General features: G+C 31.9%; 19 protein-coding genes and 2 pseudogenes. 5 read left to right on the forward strand and 16 right to left on the reverse strand.

Going from position 1 to position 18,868, the window contains the following annotated elements:
• Positions 1–19: 19 nt before the first annotated feature.
• From JSQ73_RS04935 to JSQ73_RS04960, 6 genes and pseudogenes are all read right to left on the reverse strand, one after another.
• Positions 20–619, reverse strand: a complete 600-nt coding sequence (locus JSQ73_RS04935) for a hypothetical protein (RefSeq protein ID WP_234301681.1) — start codon at positions 617–619, stop codon at positions 20–22.
• Between the two features lie 103 nt (positions 620–722).
• Positions 723–869 (reverse strand): hypothetical protein, encoded by a 147-nt coding sequence (locus JSQ73_RS04940; protein WP_234301682.1) that lies wholly within the window; start codon positions 867–869, stop codon positions 723–725.
• A gap of 247 nt (positions 870–1,116) precedes the next feature.
• A complete protein-coding gene (locus JSQ73_RS04945) occupies positions 1,117–1,356 on the reverse strand; it encodes a hypothetical protein (protein ID WP_234301683.1) in 240 nt (79 codons plus the stop codon).
• Positions 1,357–1,360: 4 nt separating this feature from the next.
• Positions 1,361–1,873, reverse strand: coding sequence for a hypothetical protein (locus tag JSQ73_RS04950; protein WP_234301684.1), 513 nt, complete (start codon positions 1,871–1,873; stop codon positions 1,361–1,363).
• A 367-nt stretch (positions 1,874–2,240) separates the two neighbouring features.
• A pseudogene (locus tag JSQ73_RS04955) lies at positions 2,241–2,378 on the reverse strand (IS5/IS1182 family transposase); the annotation flags it as partial.
• A 288-nt stretch (positions 2,379–2,666) separates the two neighbouring features.
• A complete protein-coding gene (locus JSQ73_RS04960; protein WP_214249758.1) occupies positions 2,667–2,960 on the reverse strand; it encodes a GIY-YIG nuclease family protein in 294 nt (97 codons plus the stop codon).
• A gap of 430 nt (positions 2,961–3,390) precedes the next feature.
• Here JSQ73_RS04960 and JSQ73_RS04965 point away from each other — a divergent pair, with 430 nt between their 5' ends.
• On the forward strand, positions 3,391–3,570 hold the full coding sequence (locus JSQ73_RS04965) for a hypothetical protein (protein WP_214249759.1): 180 nt from the start codon (positions 3,391–3,393) through the stop codon (positions 3,568–3,570).
• A 29-nt stretch (positions 3,571–3,599) separates the two neighbouring features.
• Positions 3,600–5,087, forward strand: coding sequence for a hypothetical protein (locus JSQ73_RS04970; protein ID WP_214249760.1), 1,488 nt, complete (start codon positions 3,600–3,602; stop codon positions 5,085–5,087).
• 44 nt (positions 5,088–5,131) lie between these two features.
• Here the strand turns inward: JSQ73_RS04970 and JSQ73_RS04975 are convergent, their stop codons facing one another.
• The 7 genes and pseudogenes from JSQ73_RS04975 to JSQ73_RS06940 all read right to left on the reverse strand — a co-directional run bounded on the left by JSQ73_RS04975 (position 5,132) and on the right by JSQ73_RS06940 (position 11,653).
• Positions 5,132–6,373 carry a citrate synthase gene (locus JSQ73_RS04975; protein WP_214249761.1) on the reverse strand — a complete coding sequence of 414 codons (1,242 nt, stop codon included), beginning with the start codon at positions 6,371–6,373 and terminating at the stop codon, positions 5,132–5,134.
• Positions 6,374–6,449: 76 nt separating this feature from the next.
• Positions 6,450–6,719 (reverse strand): 30S ribosomal protein S20, encoded by a 270-nt coding sequence (gene rpsT / locus JSQ73_RS04980; RefSeq protein ID WP_007302369.1) that lies wholly within the window; start codon positions 6,717–6,719, stop codon positions 6,450–6,452.
• Positions 6,720–6,763: 44 nt separating this feature from the next.
• The gene (locus JSQ73_RS04985; protein WP_214249762.1) at positions 6,764–7,489 is read right to left on the reverse strand and encodes a lysophospholipid acyltransferase family protein; all 726 of its coding nucleotides are present in this window, start codon (positions 7,487–7,489) and stop codon (positions 6,764–6,766) included.
• A gap of 56 nt (positions 7,490–7,545) precedes the next feature.
• Positions 7,546–8,526 (reverse strand): tyrosine-type recombinase/integrase, encoded by a 981-nt coding sequence (locus JSQ73_RS04990; protein WP_214249763.1) that lies wholly within the window; start codon positions 8,524–8,526, stop codon positions 7,546–7,548.
• 371 nt (positions 8,527–8,897) lie between these two features.
• Positions 8,898–9,533, reverse strand: a complete 636-nt coding sequence (locus JSQ73_RS04995; protein WP_214249764.1) for an HdaA/DnaA family protein — start codon at positions 9,531–9,533, stop codon at positions 8,898–8,900.
• 105 nt (positions 9,534–9,638) lie between these two features.
• Positions 9,639–10,712, reverse strand: coding sequence for an AI-2E family transporter (locus tag JSQ73_RS05000; RefSeq protein WP_214249765.1), 1,074 nt, complete (start codon positions 10,710–10,712; stop codon positions 9,639–9,641).
• Between the two features lie 50 nt (positions 10,713–10,762).
• Positions 10,763–11,653: pseudogene (locus JSQ73_RS06940) on the reverse strand (alpha/beta hydrolase family protein).
• Between the two features lie 101 nt (positions 11,654–11,754).
• Here JSQ73_RS06940 and ispD point away from each other — a divergent pair.
• Positions 11,755–12,960 carry a 2-C-methyl-D-erythritol 4-phosphate cytidylyltransferase gene (gene ispD, locus JSQ73_RS05020; protein WP_214249766.1) on the forward strand — a complete coding sequence of 402 codons (1,206 nt, stop codon included), beginning with the start codon at positions 11,755–11,757 and terminating at the stop codon, positions 12,958–12,960.
• 84 nt (positions 12,961–13,044) lie between these two features.
• Here ispD and JSQ73_RS05025 read toward each other — a convergent pair whose 3' ends face one another.
• The 3 genes from JSQ73_RS05025 to JSQ73_RS05035 all read right to left on the reverse strand — a co-directional run bounded on the left by JSQ73_RS05025 (position 13,045) and on the right by JSQ73_RS05035 (position 17,317).
• A complete protein-coding gene (locus tag JSQ73_RS05025; RefSeq protein WP_214249767.1) occupies positions 13,045–13,911 on the reverse strand; it encodes a ParB/RepB/Spo0J family partition protein in 867 nt (288 codons plus the stop codon).
• Complete coding sequence (locus JSQ73_RS05030) at positions 13,908–14,750, reverse strand: ParA family protein (protein WP_214249768.1); 843 nt, start codon at positions 14,748–14,750, stop codon at positions 13,908–13,910. Before JSQ73_RS05030 ends, JSQ73_RS05025 begins: the two co-directional genes overlap by 4 nt.
• Positions 14,751–14,836: 86 nt before the next feature.
• The gene (locus JSQ73_RS05035) at positions 14,837–17,317 is read right to left on the reverse strand and encodes a response regulator (RefSeq protein ID WP_214249769.1); all 2,481 of its coding nucleotides are present in this window, start codon (positions 17,315–17,317) and stop codon (positions 14,837–14,839) included.
• 159 nt (positions 17,318–17,476) lie between these two features.
• On the opposite strand from JSQ73_RS05035, the gene hemF reads away from it, so the two are divergent.
• Both hemF and JSQ73_RS05045 read left to right on the forward strand, forming a co-directional pair.
• A complete protein-coding gene (hemF, locus tag JSQ73_RS05040) occupies positions 17,477–18,301 on the forward strand; it encodes an oxygen-dependent coproporphyrinogen oxidase (protein WP_214249770.1) in 825 nt (274 codons plus the stop codon).
• A gap of 82 nt (positions 18,302–18,383) precedes the next feature.
• Positions 18,384–18,689: a hypothetical protein gene (locus JSQ73_RS05045; protein ID WP_234301688.1), complete on the forward strand. Its 306-nt coding sequence runs from the start codon at positions 18,384–18,386 to the stop codon at positions 18,687–18,689.
• Positions 18,690–18,868: the final 179 nt, after the last annotated feature.

Here is an 18,868-nt window from a genome sequence, read left to right on the forward strand (position 1 = left end):
TAATATACCTTGTATGCGATTAAAATAGCTCTGGAATAGTATAAAGGACTATGTCATCATTGAAGAGAAATTCATCTGTTGTTTTGTACTCTTTATTAATTTTATAAGAATCATAAAAATCGTAATCTGCTTTTCTATGGTAATCACAATATTGAAACTTACCCTCTTTATTGAAAGAGCAAAATTGATCAATTAATGTAGCCATTTTCTTACCTTTTCCACTTTTTGTTAATTCAAATACATCAGCTGGGCAGTGGCCTGAAGAATCTTGATTAGTAGTTCCTTTCACAATAAAAAACGATGATTGATCGTTAAGTAACTTGCAGAAATCTGGCTTATATTCCTTTTTCATACAATTTAAACTTATATATTGATATTTATTTGGAATATTTGAGTATTGAGAATCGTATTTTTTATGTTCAAAAAACTCATTACCTAAGAAATTACAAAACGTTAATTGATAATCATCATTACTACTGGATTTGACTACTTTAAGATAATGAAAGTCTCTAGGAATTTTTATCTCTTCTTCTGTAACGTGATTATGTATGACCAATTGGTCATCAAGCATGCAGTAACCTATTTTCGGTAAAGTAGCTACGAGCTTACCGTTTAACATGATATCTGCTTGATAGATATTATCCGATAACTTCTCTCCTTGCTGCAAAGTAAAATTTTGCTCTGTCTTAGCTGTTGCTTCCGGTGCACTTCATTGCTCAGTTTTAGTTAAGTTTTTTTATTATTGTTGATATCTCACTAATTTTTAATATATCATGTTCATTTTTTTGTGTATTGCTACTTATAGCAACTACCATCTTCACATAATGGAAAACATTTTCCTTCTTTATCTGATATATAGATATAATCACCTTCTATTCTAAAATAAAGTCCACCTTTTTCTTCTTGAATTTTTTTGTAGTACTGGGTCATTTTCATCGTTAAAATTGATAAAATTGAGTACTCCAGTTATATCTCTAACAGACAATTTGAGGCCAAAGTCAGGACTATCTTTTATGTTGTAAAGCGAAATCAAGACAGGTTTTGATTCAAGCTTTTCTATAATATTGTTTCTATTTGTACTTATTATAGCTTCTTGTTCTACAATAAGATCCTCTTTTATAGAGTTTCCACTTTCATCAGATCTTTCTGCCTGCAGGGGTAATTTCCTTCATATAAAGATATTTTATCTCCCTGCTTCTTTAACTTTAAACCATTAATATTCTCTACTTTAATTGTACCAATATGTGAATGGATAACCTTACTATTTTTGTTTAATATATAATATTCAGCAGGAAGTTTAATCAATTTTTTATAGAGCGGGTTTTTATCCTCTATTTTAAATATATGTTTTTCCATGATATTACCTTAAATAACCGACAACTTGCTGATTAATAGCACTGAGGCTACTAGGAGGAGAGACATAACTTATAAAACTCCTTGGCTGCTCATTGTCTTTTAATCTTTTTTCCATATGATCTTTAAAAGTAAACAAACATTTACTAGTTTGTTTGTAATTAGGGAGTGATTTTTTTGCAGTTACACACAAGAACTTCAACAACTCATTATGATTTTCATCATTAAGTAATGACTTATTGATAATGGTTGACTGCAGTTCCACTGGATCAAAATTTAGACTTTTCTTTGAAATGACACATTTCACAGCTGTTGCTCCCAATACTTCTTCAAATTTTGTTACAACATCTGCTGCATCTATTATTTTTGCCACTTCCTGTATTTCATTTTTTACTTTATATTCGTCCTGTCCTACCGCAGGGTAAAAGAAATTTATTACTTGAGATATAAATGAAGTTGGTCTGCTTGCTCCGCTTGTCACTGATTGATTTTTTAGTTTCCCTCCTTCTTCTGCGTGCACTACAAACTTGATCTGCAGGATTTATTGTACAAAACATATCTCTTACGCTACTATGCAATGCTTCCGCATTTTCTGCGGATTGAAGTGCTTGATCAGCAGAATCTTCAGCTTCTCCTGTAAGATTCACTGTTTGATTGTGTAGTATTTTAACCTTATCTTCCGTATCTTTAGCTTGTTTGGCAAAACCTTCTGAAGCATTTTTAGCATCCAGAGTTTCATTTTTTGCTTTTCTTATCTCACGAAAAAATGATCAGCTAATGTAGCACCTATTCTATCTTTTCCCTTGGAACCTGGCAATCCATTCGCACCTGGAGCTCCGGTATCTCCTTTTGGACCTTGTGGACCTGGCATACCCTTAAGAGCTTGTTCACAATCTTTTCAGAAGCAAAGCAGCGAAAGCAAGAACGACCATTTGCAGGCTAGTGTTGAGTTTCCGCTCGCAATTTTTCCAAAGTCGCCTACATTTTTGCAACCAAGCAAAAGAAGATCTCTCAACAACCCATCTGTTATATTCGTTTTGGTTACTGACTTTCATTTTCTGTGGCATATTTTTTCTTCAACAGTTAAATGGCTATTTTATAATGAATTTTGTCAGTATCCACCAGATTTTTTCAGTTGCTATGCAACAAAGCCCACTGGAGTCCAGAGAACTTAGTCTAAAAGAGTTGTTATTTCAGTTTAGGATCCATTTTCTCTTCTAGATTTCAGACTGGAATGAAACCGTCTTGAATGGAAGCCAGTGCCAACGATGCGCCATATTACAATGTTCGTAAAGTTGTGTACTCAGACACTGTCATCCAGATACAATTTCATCATATAAATCTTTCCATTCTTGATTTATTTTTTCAATTAAGTTTATTTTCCATTTTCTCTGCCAACTTTTCAGGAGTTTTTCTCTACTAATTGCTAAATTTATGTCTTGAAATTTTTCAAAATAGACTAGTTTACAAACATTGTACTTTGACGTGAAACCAGAGATGGCTTTGCTTTTGTGTTCCCAAATTCGTTTAGTCAAATTTGATGTTATACCTGTATATAGGGTTCCATTGCGTTCACTTGCAAGTATATAAATATAATAACTTTTCATATATAATAAATAAATTTACCGAATTCCAGACTGGAATGACATTAAAGGAGCTACTTGATGATACAAAAGAGGCTACTTGAATGACAAGAGAGAAAGTATTGGAATGACACCGTCTTGAATGGGAGGTAGTGCCAACGATGTGCCATATTGCAATGTTTGTACAGTTGCGACTTAAGTCAATAAGGAAAGATGTTATTCCATTACCTCCTCTCTTGTCATCCCAGTGAGTGACACTGGTTTTTCATCTGGATTCCAGCATCAAGTGCTGGAATGACATGGCGGAATGTCATCCAAGTAGCTCTCTCTTGTCATCCCAGTCTGGAATCCAGGAGTATAAAAATGGTGAATAAAATTTATGTAAAAAAACTGCTTGTGCTAATAATTGATTCTTAATATACTCATTACATAATAATTTAATTCGGAGGCTAATATGCATGGTAATAATGATCCAAATAAAAAAGTACCTGATTCAGGGAGAACAAGGATTTATAAAAAAGATTTAGATCCAAAGAGGATAGATAATTTTAGTGATAGAATTAAGCGTGAACAAGAACGAATGAAGCAAAATCAATCCATTAGTAGTAAGAGTGGTCAGGGTAGCAGTAAATAATTATGTTAATTAATTAGAGAGGTGGCGTTATGCCTAATAAAAGTGAAATAAATCGAGAATTAGTAAAAGCATTTAATAGTATTCTTCGTTTTAATGATGATTTGTTTACTAATTGTACTGTAGACGGTACTTTTTCTTACAAAGAAGATCATATTGTTATCTTGTTTGATAAAAATATGACTATTAATCAGCGCAAGGAGTACTTGAAAAGTGTGAAAAAAAAAGTAATAGAAAGATTTTGTCCGGATGAAAGTATTCTTGATGATTGTTTTTATACAAAGTTTTTTCCTTTTAACTTTGATCAAGGGAAATCGGCTGAAGATAATAAATTTTTGGTGTCAATTAGGAAGGAGGTGATTTCTAATCTAAAGTTTTTACTAGCCAATGAAATTGCGCGATTTGCAACAGATCTTATTAAAGAGCAAAAAAAAGAAGACAAAAAATCGGAACTAGGTTGTGAGGATCTATCAGATGATATAGAGCAGGAGATAGAAAATCATGTAGATTATAATATAATTGATGAAGTCTTTGATAAGGGATCTTATCTATATAGTGCGGAGTGTGTTGATAGAAATTTGCAACGTTTTTTTGTAGATTTGCTCTCATCGAGGATAACAGGTTATGAAAATGGTCCTAAAAAAATTAAGGATTTTTTAGAAGAGAAAGGGAATTATGTATATCTAAAGAAAAGCATTTTTGATAATCCTAAGCTTGTTAAAGACATAGTAAAGCATATAGTATCTCTGACATGCCGTTGTTTTGATATTCCAAATACCGAGGATGAAATGAATGACACTCTGAAGTTTGCAGTTGTTGATTTAATTCATAAAGCACTACCGCACCTACCAATTAATTCTATGTGGCATATTTCCCATAAAGAAAGTAAAGATGAGTTTTCAATTTTAGCTCCTGTTATTGATTGTGGTAATTACATAGAGTTTTTAAATGAAAAAGAAGTTGATCATATTAATAATAAGGTGTTTGGTGGTACAAAAGTATTTCGTGATGTAAAAAATGATATTGCAGAAAGAGGTCTGCTAATACATGGTGCCGAACGAATATATGCAATAGACTTTTTTAACCCAGACATTGCTTACTGTGTGATGAATAAGATCACAGAGAGCTCTGTAATCAATGAGGATTATAAACTTTTCATTGATCCTGCGCGCGTGCCAGCTATGAAACCACAAACTCTTGCCCCTTCTGAAGAAAAAGTAGGGACGGATGGACCAAGTGCAGATAGTGGTTTTTTTGGTTCACCTAAGAATTTAGTTGTAGGTAAATCACATACTGGAAACTCAAGAAAATTACTTGGCCTCAATTACTATGATGAAAATGCACAAAGAATTAAAGATGATAATTCGGCTAAAGATAGTGGTTTTGGCGCTTCTTCAGCACGATCTTCTTTTAATAAGCCCAAAACAACATTTAACCAACCTTCTATATCACAGCCTGACCAATGTTCTGCAAAAAAGCAGACATCAACTAGTAAAAAATCAATTTGTTGTATTTTATAGCTAAAGAAAATTAGACTATTTGAGGACGAATTGTGAATGAAAGTTTATTTGCCAAGGTAGAGCTGCCTTGGCCTACAAATCTTGGTTTCTTTATCGTTTACCATTTCATACCACTGGGCAACCCAACCAGTGGTTCTTGCAAGTGCAAAAATGGGTGTAAACATACTTGAAGGGATACCAATAGCATTCATTATTATACCTGAATAAAAATCAACATTTGGATACAACTTGCGTGTAATAAAATACTCATCCTTTAAAGCTATTTCTTCAAGTTTTTTTGCAATTTTAAGTAATTCATTGTTTTGCTCTAGTTTGCTTAAAATCTCATGACAAGCATCCTTTAATATAAGCGCACGCGGATCATAGTTTTTATAAACACGATGTCCAAATCCCATTAGCTTAAATGGATCTTTATCATCTTTAGCTTTCTCAATGAATTTATCTACACCTCCACTTTGCTCTATCTCTTTGAGCATATTTATAACTGCCTCATTAGCTCCACCGTGTGCTGGACCCCAAAGTGTAGCAACTCCTGCAGACAGGCTTGCAAATAGATTAGAACCAGCTGACCCTACTAATCTGACAGCTGCTGTAGAAGCATTCTGTTCATGATCAGCATGGAGAGTAAATATTTTATCCAGAGCTTTTACAAAAATGGTATTATTAACAGCACTGCCAAATATCATATTTAAGAAATTCTCACTATAACTTAATTTATTATTAGCATTTATGAATTCCTGATTGTTGATATGTCTATAAATCATTGCAACAATTGCAGGAACTTTTGCTATTGCAGAAATTCCAAAATCTAAATCTTCACCATTGACATTTTTGCCATGCATTTCATGGTAAGACGCTGACAAATTTGCAAAACATGCAACTAAAATCGACATAGGGTGAGCAGTTTTTGAAAATGCTTTGATTATATTTGTAACTTGCTCTGATACTTTGGATGATTCTTGTATTTTGAGAAGAAATTTTTTGTGTTGCTCTGAACTGGGTAATTCATCATAGAGCAATAAATAAATCACAGCAGTAAAATTATTATTCTCTGCCAAATCAGCTATATTATGTCCCCTATATTTAAGAACTCCTTCATCTCCATCAATAAATGTAATCGAAGAAGAACATGAAGCTGTGGAAACAAATCCTGGATCGTAAGTGAATAATCCTGTCTTCTTATATAAATCCTTAATATTTAACACATCAGGACCTACTGTTCCACTTAATACGGGCAGATCAATTTTTGACCCATTACTTAGTTCCAATAATGCTTTTTTATCCATCACTTGAGCTACTTAATTTTATACAGAAACAAACTGAAGAGTATATATTAATACAGCTAACTTTACATTAACCGTATTAAGCGGTCATCAATGCTTTTACTTTTGCATTTAAGCGACTTATTTTACGCGCAGCGGTATTCCTATGAATGACACCTTTATTTACACATTTGTGTAAATTGGATTCAGCATTCCGAAATGCCAAGACAACATTCTCTTTATCACCAGACTTGATTATATCAACTAATCTTCTAATAGCAGTACGAGTTTTGCTTTTCCGCATCTTATTTACTAAAGTACGCTTTGCTATTACCTTCATCATTTTTTTAGCACTTTTATGATTTGCCATATATTAATACCTGTACTTTTCTTTTAATTATAAAGTTTTTTTTGTTAATTTGCAATATCAGTTTTTTCTGCAATTAATCTACTACTTCTTTCTTCAATGATTTTTTCTAAACTTTGCAAGAATTCATTTTTGTTTAACCCAGGATATATGGGAGGTAATATTTCTATTACCGCCTTTCCGGGATTCTTTCTCAGAGAAAGTATGCTTTTTGGCCAAAACAAACCAGTGTTTAAAGCAATCGGTAACACAGGAACAGATAATACGCTATATAAAGCAGCAATACCCGATTGATATTTTATATTTTGGTTTATAGTTGTTCTTGTACCTTCAGGAAATATTATTATGCCTCTATTTTCTTTTATACACACTTTTGTTAATTTTATGATATGACGCACAGAACTAATACCATCTGAGCGGTTAATAAAAATCATTTTTAATGCCATGAGATGCAAACCAATGAATGGAATCCATTTCAATTCACGTTTTAAAATAAAAACTGCTTTTCTAAAGAGTAGTATAAAAATAAATGTTTCAAATGGAGATTGGTGTTTAGATGCAATTATAAAAGGTTGCTTAGGAATGTTTTCCATTCCCCTCACTTCATATTTAATGCCACATAATAAACGCAACATGAATAATACAACTCTCACCGAGCAAACAAGGAAAATGGTTATTACACACTCAGGAAAGAAAATTACAGGGAGAGTAATTAAAGTATAGAATACTTCCCATAATATAAGGAGTAAATTAAACAATAAACTTGCAATCACAAACACACGTAAACTTATTTGAATTTAACTTTACTACAAAACTAAAAGCAATAAGTTTAATTATTGATCATCTGAGTAATAGGATGAGAATCAGCTAATTTGTCCTTTAACTTTTCGTTAGCAATATGAGTATATATTTGTGTTGTAGAAAGATTAGTATGGCCAAGAATTTTTTGTATCAGCACAATATTTGCTCCGCTATTCAGTAGATGGGTAGCAAGAGAATGCCTAATCACATGTGGAGAGATTTTATTTTGATCAATATCGCACTTTCTTGCTAATTCCTTTATTAATTGACCAACTCTTTGCCTTGTAATTGGTTGATTAGGTTTATCACCTGGGAATAGCCAATCAGATTTTTTGTTGTTAGGGAGCAGATTGTCACGAATTGATAAATAATCTTTAAGGCTTTGCAATGCTTGCTCATTAAAAAAGATTTGCCTTTCTCTGCTACTTTTTCCTTTTATTATTATATAGCCTTCTTTACCGTTACTGTTTACTAAATGTGATACTTCACATAACTTCATATTAATTAGTTCAGAAATACGCATCCCGGAAGAGTAAAGGATATCTAAAATTGCACATAGCCTTTTACTGCTTATCTTTTTATTCGATCCGCTTGCTGATTTTTTTACTGTTTCCATGAGCAAAAATATTTCTTGAACACTTAAATACTTAGGCAAAGGACGGGAAACCTTTGGATTTCTTAATTCATTAGCCGGTGCTGGATTAAAGTCTATTATTCCATCATTAAATAGGCACTTATAGAAATTTTTGATAGCAGATATTTTTCTTGATATAGAGCTAATTTTATATTTCTTTTGTGTACGTAAAAAGTTTACATAATCTTTAATATTAGCTTTACTTGCACCAACTAAGGTAGTGCCTCCTTCTAATAAAAATTTTTCAAGTTGGTGTAAATCTGAACGATAACTTTCCAAAGTATTTTGTGTAGAGGATTTTTCGGAAACCAAAGTATCTATGTAATACGTTATGTAAAGATTCTCTTTTTTATTTTGTAGTTGTTTATTTTTCATTATCAGCTCCTATATTTATTTCTTTGACTATAATTTGATTGAAAGTATTTTTTGTGTTTTTTATAAGAAAATATGAGATAAACAAAGCATTTATCAATAAAGTAAGTACTACAAACCTTTGTTTTAACCTTTTTTTTAAATTTGATCTTATTTTTACCATATTTCAATTATAACATTGAATCTATAAAAAACATCCTGTAGAGTAAATTTTACTATCGTATAAAATATCCCTTAGCTATGTCTGTTTATTCTTATTACATCATAGTATTTATTATAATTTTAACATAAAGAAATAGTGATTTCAACTTCATTATTGTATGGGTATTAATAAATTTTTAATATATATAATAAATACCTTACAAAAAAAGGAATCAATTGGCACTTTTTTTTAATAAAGTGTTAATAAAAGGAATGGTTACATTTGATCCTATAGATTCATTATCTATTTTTTCTATAACTTTATTAATGCTGTGGAAAGAACGTTCTATTCTTGCTAGAATATAATCAATTACCTTGAGATCAATTTTTAACTGTTTATCTGAAAATTGTTTTATTAGCATGATTCTTAGTAATTCCTCGCTTGCAGGTAAAATTTTTACGCTGATAGTTGATAATATTCGCGAGCTTAAATCTTTTAGTTTGAAGTTAAGCTTTTTCGGTAAAATCGAAGAAGTAATTAGCAGTCTCTTATCATTTTCTTTCATGTAATTATAACAATGTAACAACATTTCCTCATTTTTAATGTTTTGTACATCTTCTAAAATAAACGCATCGCTGTACCTCATTTCGCTTACAAAATTATTTACATCAATGAAAATAGCATCGTTTTTTGATTGCCAGATATGAGCAAGGTGAGTTTTCCCAGAGTTTTTAGGCCCAAACAGAATTAAGCATTTCCAAGATAAATCATTAATTATCGAGTTATATATGTGCTTGTTTTCGTCTAAGACGATATAATTTTGCCAACAATAATCAACTTGATTATTGTTAAATAAATTTAATTGCACGTAAAGCCTCTTACATTACTACTTTTTGATAATAATTTTTGCATAAAAATTTACTTGCATCTCTCAAATGTATCAGAGGTCCTTTTTCTTTTTATCGTGAACTAATTAGCCATTTTTATAAAGCTCACTTTCAAAATATTTATTAACTGTATATTCTACTAATACACTGAACATTGCTATTATTGGAATAAAAAATAATATACCTATAAACCCAAAATATGAGGTGCATATGACAACTCCTAAAATAATGATAGTTGGATGTATATGAACTTTTTTTCCTATTAATAAAGGCACTAATATACTTGAGTCTATTAATTGACCAACACTAAATAATAGCAAGACAGCAGCACTTTCAAACCATCCACTAAATTGAGTAATGGCGCTCAAAAATCCGATAATAGTGTATAATAATTGCCCTATATAGGGTATAAATGTTAATGTTCCTGATAAAATTCCAATAGCTACAGAATGCTTCAGCCCAATTATGCTAAGGCCCACGGAGTAAAAGATCATCATAACTATACATACGTTTAGCTGTCCCTTTAGGTAATTAGATATAATGAAATCTACTTTGGAAAAATAACCTGCAGCTTTTTCTCTGTAAAGAATGGGAATTAGTTTACTAACCTTTTCTACAATTGAAGGCCAATCACGTAATACATAAAAAAACACCATAAGCGTAATAGCTATTAATGATACCATGTAAATCAAACTAAAGCTTGAACTTAGCACTTGAATTATAAGATTACTGCCCATGCTAAGAGCATTTATAAAATAAGATATATAATCACTGTAATTTTCTACTAGATTTTTAGACAAGTGATCAAATAAACTATCTTCAGTTTTTATATTAAGAAATTCTAGCACAGAAGGAATCACTTTAAGTTTTAGTGAAGGTATCTTATTCACTAAGAAATTTAATATTAAAGTAATTTGAAAATATATAATAGGTAAAACAAATGTAATAACTAATATAAAAGCTATCAATAAGGCAAGTGTTATAAAAACTACAGAACATGAACGCGGTATTCTGTATTTTTCAAATTTGGTTACTAGAGGGTTAAACAAATGTGCAACAAAAACGGATATTAGACACGGAGCAATCATAGGACGCATCAAAAATAATGCCCCTATTATAAAAAGTAGTACACAACAAATAGTTATATGACGTTTTTGCATATGTCTAACATAGTCAATTTACCAAAAAATATACAGTATTTTTGTAAATACTATCTATTCATTGTTTTATTAAGTATTAGATCAGCTAAATTTTCATCCAATTCCCAATCAGATAAAACTCCGTTGTGCGGGTCATATTCAAAGCTTTTCAAATTAACGATTTTGGTCAAATTTCTATTTAACGATTGATTATCTTCTAGTCCTTTTGCTAATTGTGCAGGATATGGTATTAAGGTGTCTCTTTCATGATTAATGACCGCTATTGATATATCATTATTTTGTAGCTTTTGTATATTGCTTACTATATCAAAGTCTAAATTTAGGACCTTAAGCATTTTTTAAAACAAACAAGAGGGTAGTATGCTTAGAATTTTTGTCTGAGAAATTGGAAAATGCTTTATTGCATTGTAAAAAGAGCTGAAAGTGCTGGTAAAAATAATACCTCCGAGTTTAATATCTCTGTCTGTAAAATATTTCAGCACTTCTGATGCAATTGCTCCTCCAAAGGAATGGCCAAGAAGTATAATGTTTTCAGGCTTCACACCATTGTCAATTAATTTACTGATTTCTTTTATTGAAGGCTGAGACAAGCTTTGATTCTTATTTATAAACGGAATCATGAGTGGTGGTACAGATAAAAAGGTGCAAGTTAAAGCTGCTAAGATGGCTAAACTTGCTGTCCTAGATGTCATTGGATTAGTAAGTAATATTAAAGTTGGTAATAGTATTGATGTTCCTAAAAACAAGAAACTAGCTATTGCGTAAGTTATATAGTTTTGAAATGCAATTGGGTATTTATGTGCATGAGTGTGAAAATTAGACTTATGGAGATATGTAGATCTATCTTGTATATACCTGGCCGCATTCTTATAATTATCACCTATTTCATGAAAAAATATAAGATGTATCTCATTTTCTTTATTATACTTAGCAACGTGTATTATTTTCCTCTAGCATATATTACACCTAGTAAAAGAATATTCTTTTTTGAGAATTGGATCAACTTTTTTAAAATGCTAGATAACTTGTATTAACACCGAAAATGGTAAGCATGTACACTAACAGACTTGAGGAATACAAGATAGCAGCATTAATAGTTGCAGCAGGAGTAGGCAGTAGATGCAATGCCAAAATTCCTAAACAGTATATAAAATTGGCAGGTAAGTCTGTTTTATTTCATACAATTAGGAAATTCTTAGCTAATCAGTACATAAGTTACATAAGAGTGGTAGTGAATGAAAGTCAAAAAGATTTCTATAAAGAAGTTACGTCATCAACTATAGATACTAAATTGCTGAGTCCAGTATGTGGAGGAAAAAGCAGGCAGAGTTCAGTTAAACTTGGACTGGAGAGTTTGCAAAAGATCAATCCAAATTTTATTATTATACATGACGCTTGTAGGCCTTTTGTATCAAATATTCTAATAAACATCTTGATTGAATCTATGATTAATGGTCAATATACAGGAGTAGTTCCAGCAATAGAAGTCGAGGATACTATATCGTTGGTGAGTAATAATTTCATTGAATCTACGATTTCAAGAGAAAAACTTAAAGCCATGCAAACTCCTCAAATTTTTAATTTCAGAGAATTATTATCGTGCCATCAATCAGTCAAAGAATTTACTGATGATTCATCACTAATGGTGGAGCATAAAAAACATGTTGCGATTATTGAAGGTGAGAAAAAGAATTTTAAGTTAACTACAAAAGAGGATATCAATATGGCAAAACTTCTCTTTGGAGAGCCAAAATTCCGTGTCGGAACCGGTTATGATATACATAAATTTGTTAAAATTCAAAATGATGCTAAGAGCTTTATAAAAATTTGCGGTGTGGAAATTGAGCATAATATGGCAATAGAGGCACATTCCGATGGTGATGTTGCAATACATGCAATCGTTGATGCAATACTCGGAGCACTAGGATGTGGCGATATAGGAGAACATTTTCCTCCTAATTCCTCTAAATGGAAGGATTGCAATTCATCTCATTTTCTTGACTTTGCTGCTAAAAAAGCACAGGAAAAAGGATATAGCATGTCTAATTTAGATATTACTATAGTTTGTGAAGAGCCTAAAATATCGCCTTACAAAGCAGAAATGAAGGAATTCATATCAAAAATATTAGAAATTAATGGTGAATTCGTAAGTATCAAAGCAACCACAGCGGAAAAATTAGGTTCTATTGGCAGAAATGAGGGAATAGTAACGTATGCTTCTGTGCTATTGCGTGCAAATTTTTATTGAAGGTAGAAATGAAATAACTTACTTGACAAACTCCACCATTTCACTTCCATTGCAAGGAAAGTGGGAAGGTTTGTCAAGAAATTTCTATGAGCTACTTTCGACATTAATAGCTGATTCAAGTCTTCTATTCAAAATTTTCAATATAAAATCCAATTCATTTGAGTTGTTATAACGTATCATGACTTTACCCTTAGAATTACTGTCATTAATTTTGATCTTTAAACCAAGCTGAGAAGATATAGCTCCTTCTAATGCTGCCATATCTTGATTTTTAGTACACTTATGCTCTTTTCGGTCGTTATTTTGTTGTAAGTCTTTTATCAATTTTTCAGTTCGTCTAACGCTCATGCCCTGAGAAACTATTCTTTCTGCAATACTTTCCGCATTTTCAACATTAATCAATGCTCTTGCATGACCCATAGACAATTTTTTCTCGTTGATCATTGTTTTTACTCCATTAGGGAGTGACATCATTCGTATCATATTGGTTATGTGACTGCGGCTTTTACCTAAAGTTAAGGCTAATTCTTCGTGTGTATAGGAGAATTCATCTATTAGTTTTCTGTACGCCTCACCTTCTTCTATTGGATTAATATCTTGCCTCTGTATGTTTTCAATTATCGATACTTCTAAGCATTCCTTATCATTTAAATCTTTTATGATAACCGGCACACTATCAAGATTTATGACCTTACTTGCTCGCCAACGACGTTCCCCTGCTACTATTTCATAACCTTCATTATTTGGATCTTTGCGCACCACAACAGGTTGTATTATACCATTTTTCTCTATCGAATCTGCAAGTTCTTTTAATGACTCCTCATCAAAATATTTTCTCGGCTGAAATTTGCTCGGGTGTAGTAATGAAATAGGTAACCGATCTTCTTTATTACCATAATTATCGCCTATGAGGCCAGCAAGACCTCTACCTAAGCGCCTATTGTCCTTCACGCTGCACCCTCACTTATCAGCTTTTTCTCTTTACAGATGCTCATGTGTTTCTTTAAAATTTCTTTTACCAAACTTATATATGCTTGTGCACCAGGACACTTAAGATCATATACAATAGCAGGTTTTCCATGAGAAGGCGCTTCTGATAACCGTACATTACGTGGAATAATGGTCTCATACAAGGGGATAATAGTTTTATATACTTTATCATTTAAATATTGGCAAATATCATTTTTAATCTGCTCACTAAGTTTGTTGCGTCTGTCATACATTGTGAGCAATATTCCTTCTATTAACAGGAAAGGGTTTAGGTTATTTCTTTTTATCAGCTCTACAGTCTTAACTAAATGGCTCAATCCTTCCAGAGCAAAAAATTCACACTGAAGAGGAACAATAATCGAGTCAGCAGCGGTCAGAGCATTGATAGTAAGCAGACCAAGTGATGGAGGACAATCGATAATTATGTACTCATAATTATTACGTACTTTCTCTAGCGTATCTTTTAGTACGAATTTTCCCTGCTCAAGTTGTGATAGCTCAATTTCTGCAGCTGATAAGTCAACCACTGATGAAATCAGCGATAGATTTGGAATTTCCTTTATATTGAAAATTGCCGATTCCACCAATTCACTTTCGCTGCTCAGCAGTATTTTATATATATTTTTTTCTTTCCTGCTACGATAAGAAATCCCAAGTCCTGTACTAGCATTTCCTTGAGGGTCAAGATCTACCAGTAAAGTACTTTTTCCCACAGCAGCAAAGGCTGTTGATAAATTTATACTAGTTGTAGTTTTACCAACTCCACCCTTTTGATTTACTATTGCAATGATCTTGCTCACGCCTTTTATCTTATGTATAAAATAACTCTATTGTATATATGCAAGAAATTTTTGCATTAGAAAATTTTTTTTGTTGCCAATCATACTCAAAGTAAACTGCCTTTTTTTGTCTTGTGTAACACACTTTGAACCTTATTTCCTAACTCATTCAGAGTAAATGGTTTGGGTAAAAAATGGAAGTCTCTTATATTAATTTCATCGCTCTTTAAAAAAGCATCCTCTGCATACCCAGAAATAAAAATAACTTTGATATTTGGCCTATGTATCAATGTTTCTTTAACTATTTCTGGACCACTCACCTCTGGCATGATTACATCAGTGATTATTAGATCTATGTGTTGATTTTTTTTTCTAATGATCTCTAGTGCCTCGCTGCCTATACTCGCTTCTATTACATTAAATCCTTTTCTTGTAAGAGCCTTAGCAGTAAATTCCCTTACTGAATCTTCATCTTCAATTAATAAAATTATACCATTACCTTTAATCTCTACCGGTTTCTCTATTTCTTTACTATCTTCCTCTTTATCATTTTCATCCGATATGTAAACTATGGGCAAAAATATGCTAAATTTAGTTCCATGATTCACTTTGCTAGCAACATAGATGTATCCTTCGGTTTGTTTAATAATGCCATATACAGTAGAGAGGCCAAGACCTGTACCAGAAGTAATATCTTTGGTAGAAAAAAATGGATCAAATGCCTTTTCAATTATATCACTCGTCATTCCACATCCAGTATCAATCACTTCAATCACAACATAATTCCCATGTTCAATCGTTTCCTTATCTGGAGAAAACATATCCTGAGGTGTAGAATTTAATGAATCAACCTTTTGATTAAAGGTTCGTATAGTTAACTCTCCCCCCTTTTCCATAGCAGCACCAGCATTAACTGCTAAGTTAAGCATAACTTGCTCTAATTGTCCTTGGTCAGCCCTAACAGCACTCAAATCGCTACCATAATAAATATTAAATTTTATATTTTTACCTATTAATCTTTTGATCATTTCATAAAGATTAGCTATCGTACCATTTACATTAATAATCTTTGGCTGCAAAGTCTGTCTTCTTGAAAAAGCAAGGAGTTGTCTTACTAAATTTGACCCACGTTTTGCATTTTGCTGTATCTGTATTATATCTCCAAAAGATGGATCGCTAGCTGAGTGCTGGAGTAAAAGTAAATCACAAAATCCTATTATTCCGGTTAATATATTATTGAAATCATGTGCAATACCACCTGCTAATTGCCCTATAGCTTGCACCTTTTGATAATGCTCAAGTTTTATCTCTAGTTTTTTACGTTCAGTATTATCAATAAAATAACAAAGTATGAACATCACTTTATTATGAAGAAATTTATTAAAATATATTTTCATGTTATTACCGCCATTGAGCTGCACATCAAAGGACGCATTATTTATCCTATTACTTGAAAAATATTCACGCACTTTCATATGATAACCATCTGATATCAATGCAAAGATAGAACCATTATTTGACCCCGCAAGTTTTACTAATGCTATATTTTTCTTTATAAAATTGCCATTTATGTCGCATTGTGCAATAGCAATTGACGAATTTGTAAAACAAGGGTGTAGTTGATAATCAACAATATTTGATTCAGTTGGTGTTATAAAGCCGTGTATATAGCTATGATTGTATTTATCACAAAATATAGCAGCACTCATATAAGCCTTAAATGGAGCACCGCTTATAGTAAAAAACATAATTTCATTTTTGGTTATTGTATCGTCATACTTAGATTGAGATATAAAATCATTGATTGAGCTACCTTTTTCCAATTTTTTTAGTTCAAACATGTCTAAAAATCTTTTATTTACAGATAAGATACCTCCTTTTGTATTTGCAACGTAAGTTGCTATATTGTGTTTCTCTATCAACTCTTCATATATCTGCTCTTTGTTTACCTGTGTTGCCTTCAGTACAAAATACCCATTCGGTCTTGCTATTGGGGCTAATGATAAATTTAAAGTCTTATTACTATTTATAGCAATTTGTGGATTATCCGGTATTGGTTCAGAGAGCAAAAGAAAGTTAGATATTCTACTCTTTTTGCTTAAGGAAATGCATATTTTTACAGAAGTGTTATTTCTTAACGCATGATAGAGTGATTTTCTGTCTTTTTCTGACACATCTCCTGCTTCAAGAATTTTATCTAGCGTAACATCATCGTTTATGTGATCTTTAAACCTTTCGTAGAACCTCGCATCAGCATAAATAATACCCTCATCTTTATGTAAAATGAGACAAAACTCTGTATTATGATTCAGCGCATTTGCAAATATTGCATTTTGAAACTCTATGATATTAAGTAGATACTTGTAACGTTTTATATTATATACCGCAAAGAGAGTCATTAGAATGCTAATTAATAAATTAATCTCTATATTAACATGCTGACTATATACATTAGAAAAATAAAGTACTGATATTGCTATTGGAGGTAAGAACATAATGACTGCCATCACAATAATTGACATCCCATAATTTCTTAGTATGAAGTCAACTCTGTTCTCTTTTTTGTTATCTATGTATCTTTTACTCATTATTATTGCTTGGCATCCTTGCACATATAAAAATATTCTACTATATTAATTTAATTATTATAGATTTATTAACATTCTTGATGGGTAGTTACTATCCCAATCTAATTAAGTCCTGTAAATATAGAGTACAATAATATTAATAAGCCAACAGAAGGCATTATGGAAAAACAAAAGACACAAGCATTTGAATGGTTCTGCGCACTAAGAAACAAGATCACCGAATCTTTCTTATCAATTGAGGTACAGTCATTCACACAACCAAAAATCGAAAAAAGAAAGTGGAACCGACCAGGTGGAGGAAGTGGTGAATCTACAATTATCTTTGGTAATATTTTTGAAAAAGTTGGAGTAAACGTTTCAAGAGTATACGGAAAGCTAGAAGACTCAGCCATTAATGAAATTCCTGGTGCAAGTGAAAGCAATGGAGAGTTTTGGGCAAGCGGTATATCTTTAGTTTCTCACATGCAATCTCCCCTTATCCCTGCAGCACATATGAACACAAGGCTGATATATACCTCAAAACAATGGTTTGGTGGAGGAATGGACTTTACTCCAATTTATAAAGATGAGGGAGATTGCAAGTATATTCACGAATCAATTAAAGCAACTTGCGATGAGTTCAACATCGAATATTATCCGAAATTTAAAAAGCAATGTGATGATTACTTTTTTTTACAACATAGAAAAGAGCCACGTGGTGTTGGTGGAATTTTTTATGACAATCTAACTTCTGGCAACTGGAAAAATGATTTTGAGTTCACAAAAGTAGTAGGTGAAGCCTTTTTAGAAATTTACTTACACATCATACACAAACATATGCAAAAATCTTGGACAAAAGAACAACGACAAGAACAATTGATAAAACGTGGCAGATATGTGGAGTTCAATCTTCTTTATGATCGTGGTACAAGGTTTGGTTTAATGACTAATGGTAACCCCGATGCAATTATGATGTCGATGCCGCCTCTTGTTAAGTGGGTGTGAAAAGCGATTATTAATATAAAATAAATCGTTGTAGTTTAAAGTTGTACCACAATGGTGAGCTTTTGTATAGAGGGGTACAATCATGGGTATAGTAGATAGTTTTTTAATTAAATCCGCTAGAAATAGCAATATAAGAGGCGTGAAGCTAGCTTTAAGTCTTCATAATATAGTAAACAGCTTTGAAAAACTCTTTTCTAGAATTAATCCTTTTAGGAACAAGGGGTCATTTGACTTGAATAATGATCAAACTTTAAATCGAGCTTTAGAGTATGCAGTAACAAATCTTGATCATAATGTAATGACGTTACTTATTAGTGCTGGAGCAAATATTAATGAAATAAATAATAGTATAGGAAATGTAATCCTTCAATACAAAATAGCAGCATAAGCTATTCAGTACGGAGATAAGGACAGTCTCAAAGATCGTAAAGAAAAATGTTGTTTAGTGCTTGGTGAGCTAATAAAAAAAGAAAGAAAAGAAATATTGGAGATTTTGAAATAAACGGAAAGTTGTGACAAGCTTAAAGAGGAAGTAGAGATAAAATTTAAGGCCAACTCACCTAAAAA

The sequence above is a fragment of the Wolbachia endosymbiont of Anopheles demeilloni genome, from assembly GCF_018491735.2.
GTDB lineage: Bacteria > Pseudomonadota > Alphaproteobacteria > Rickettsiales > Anaplasmataceae > Wolbachia.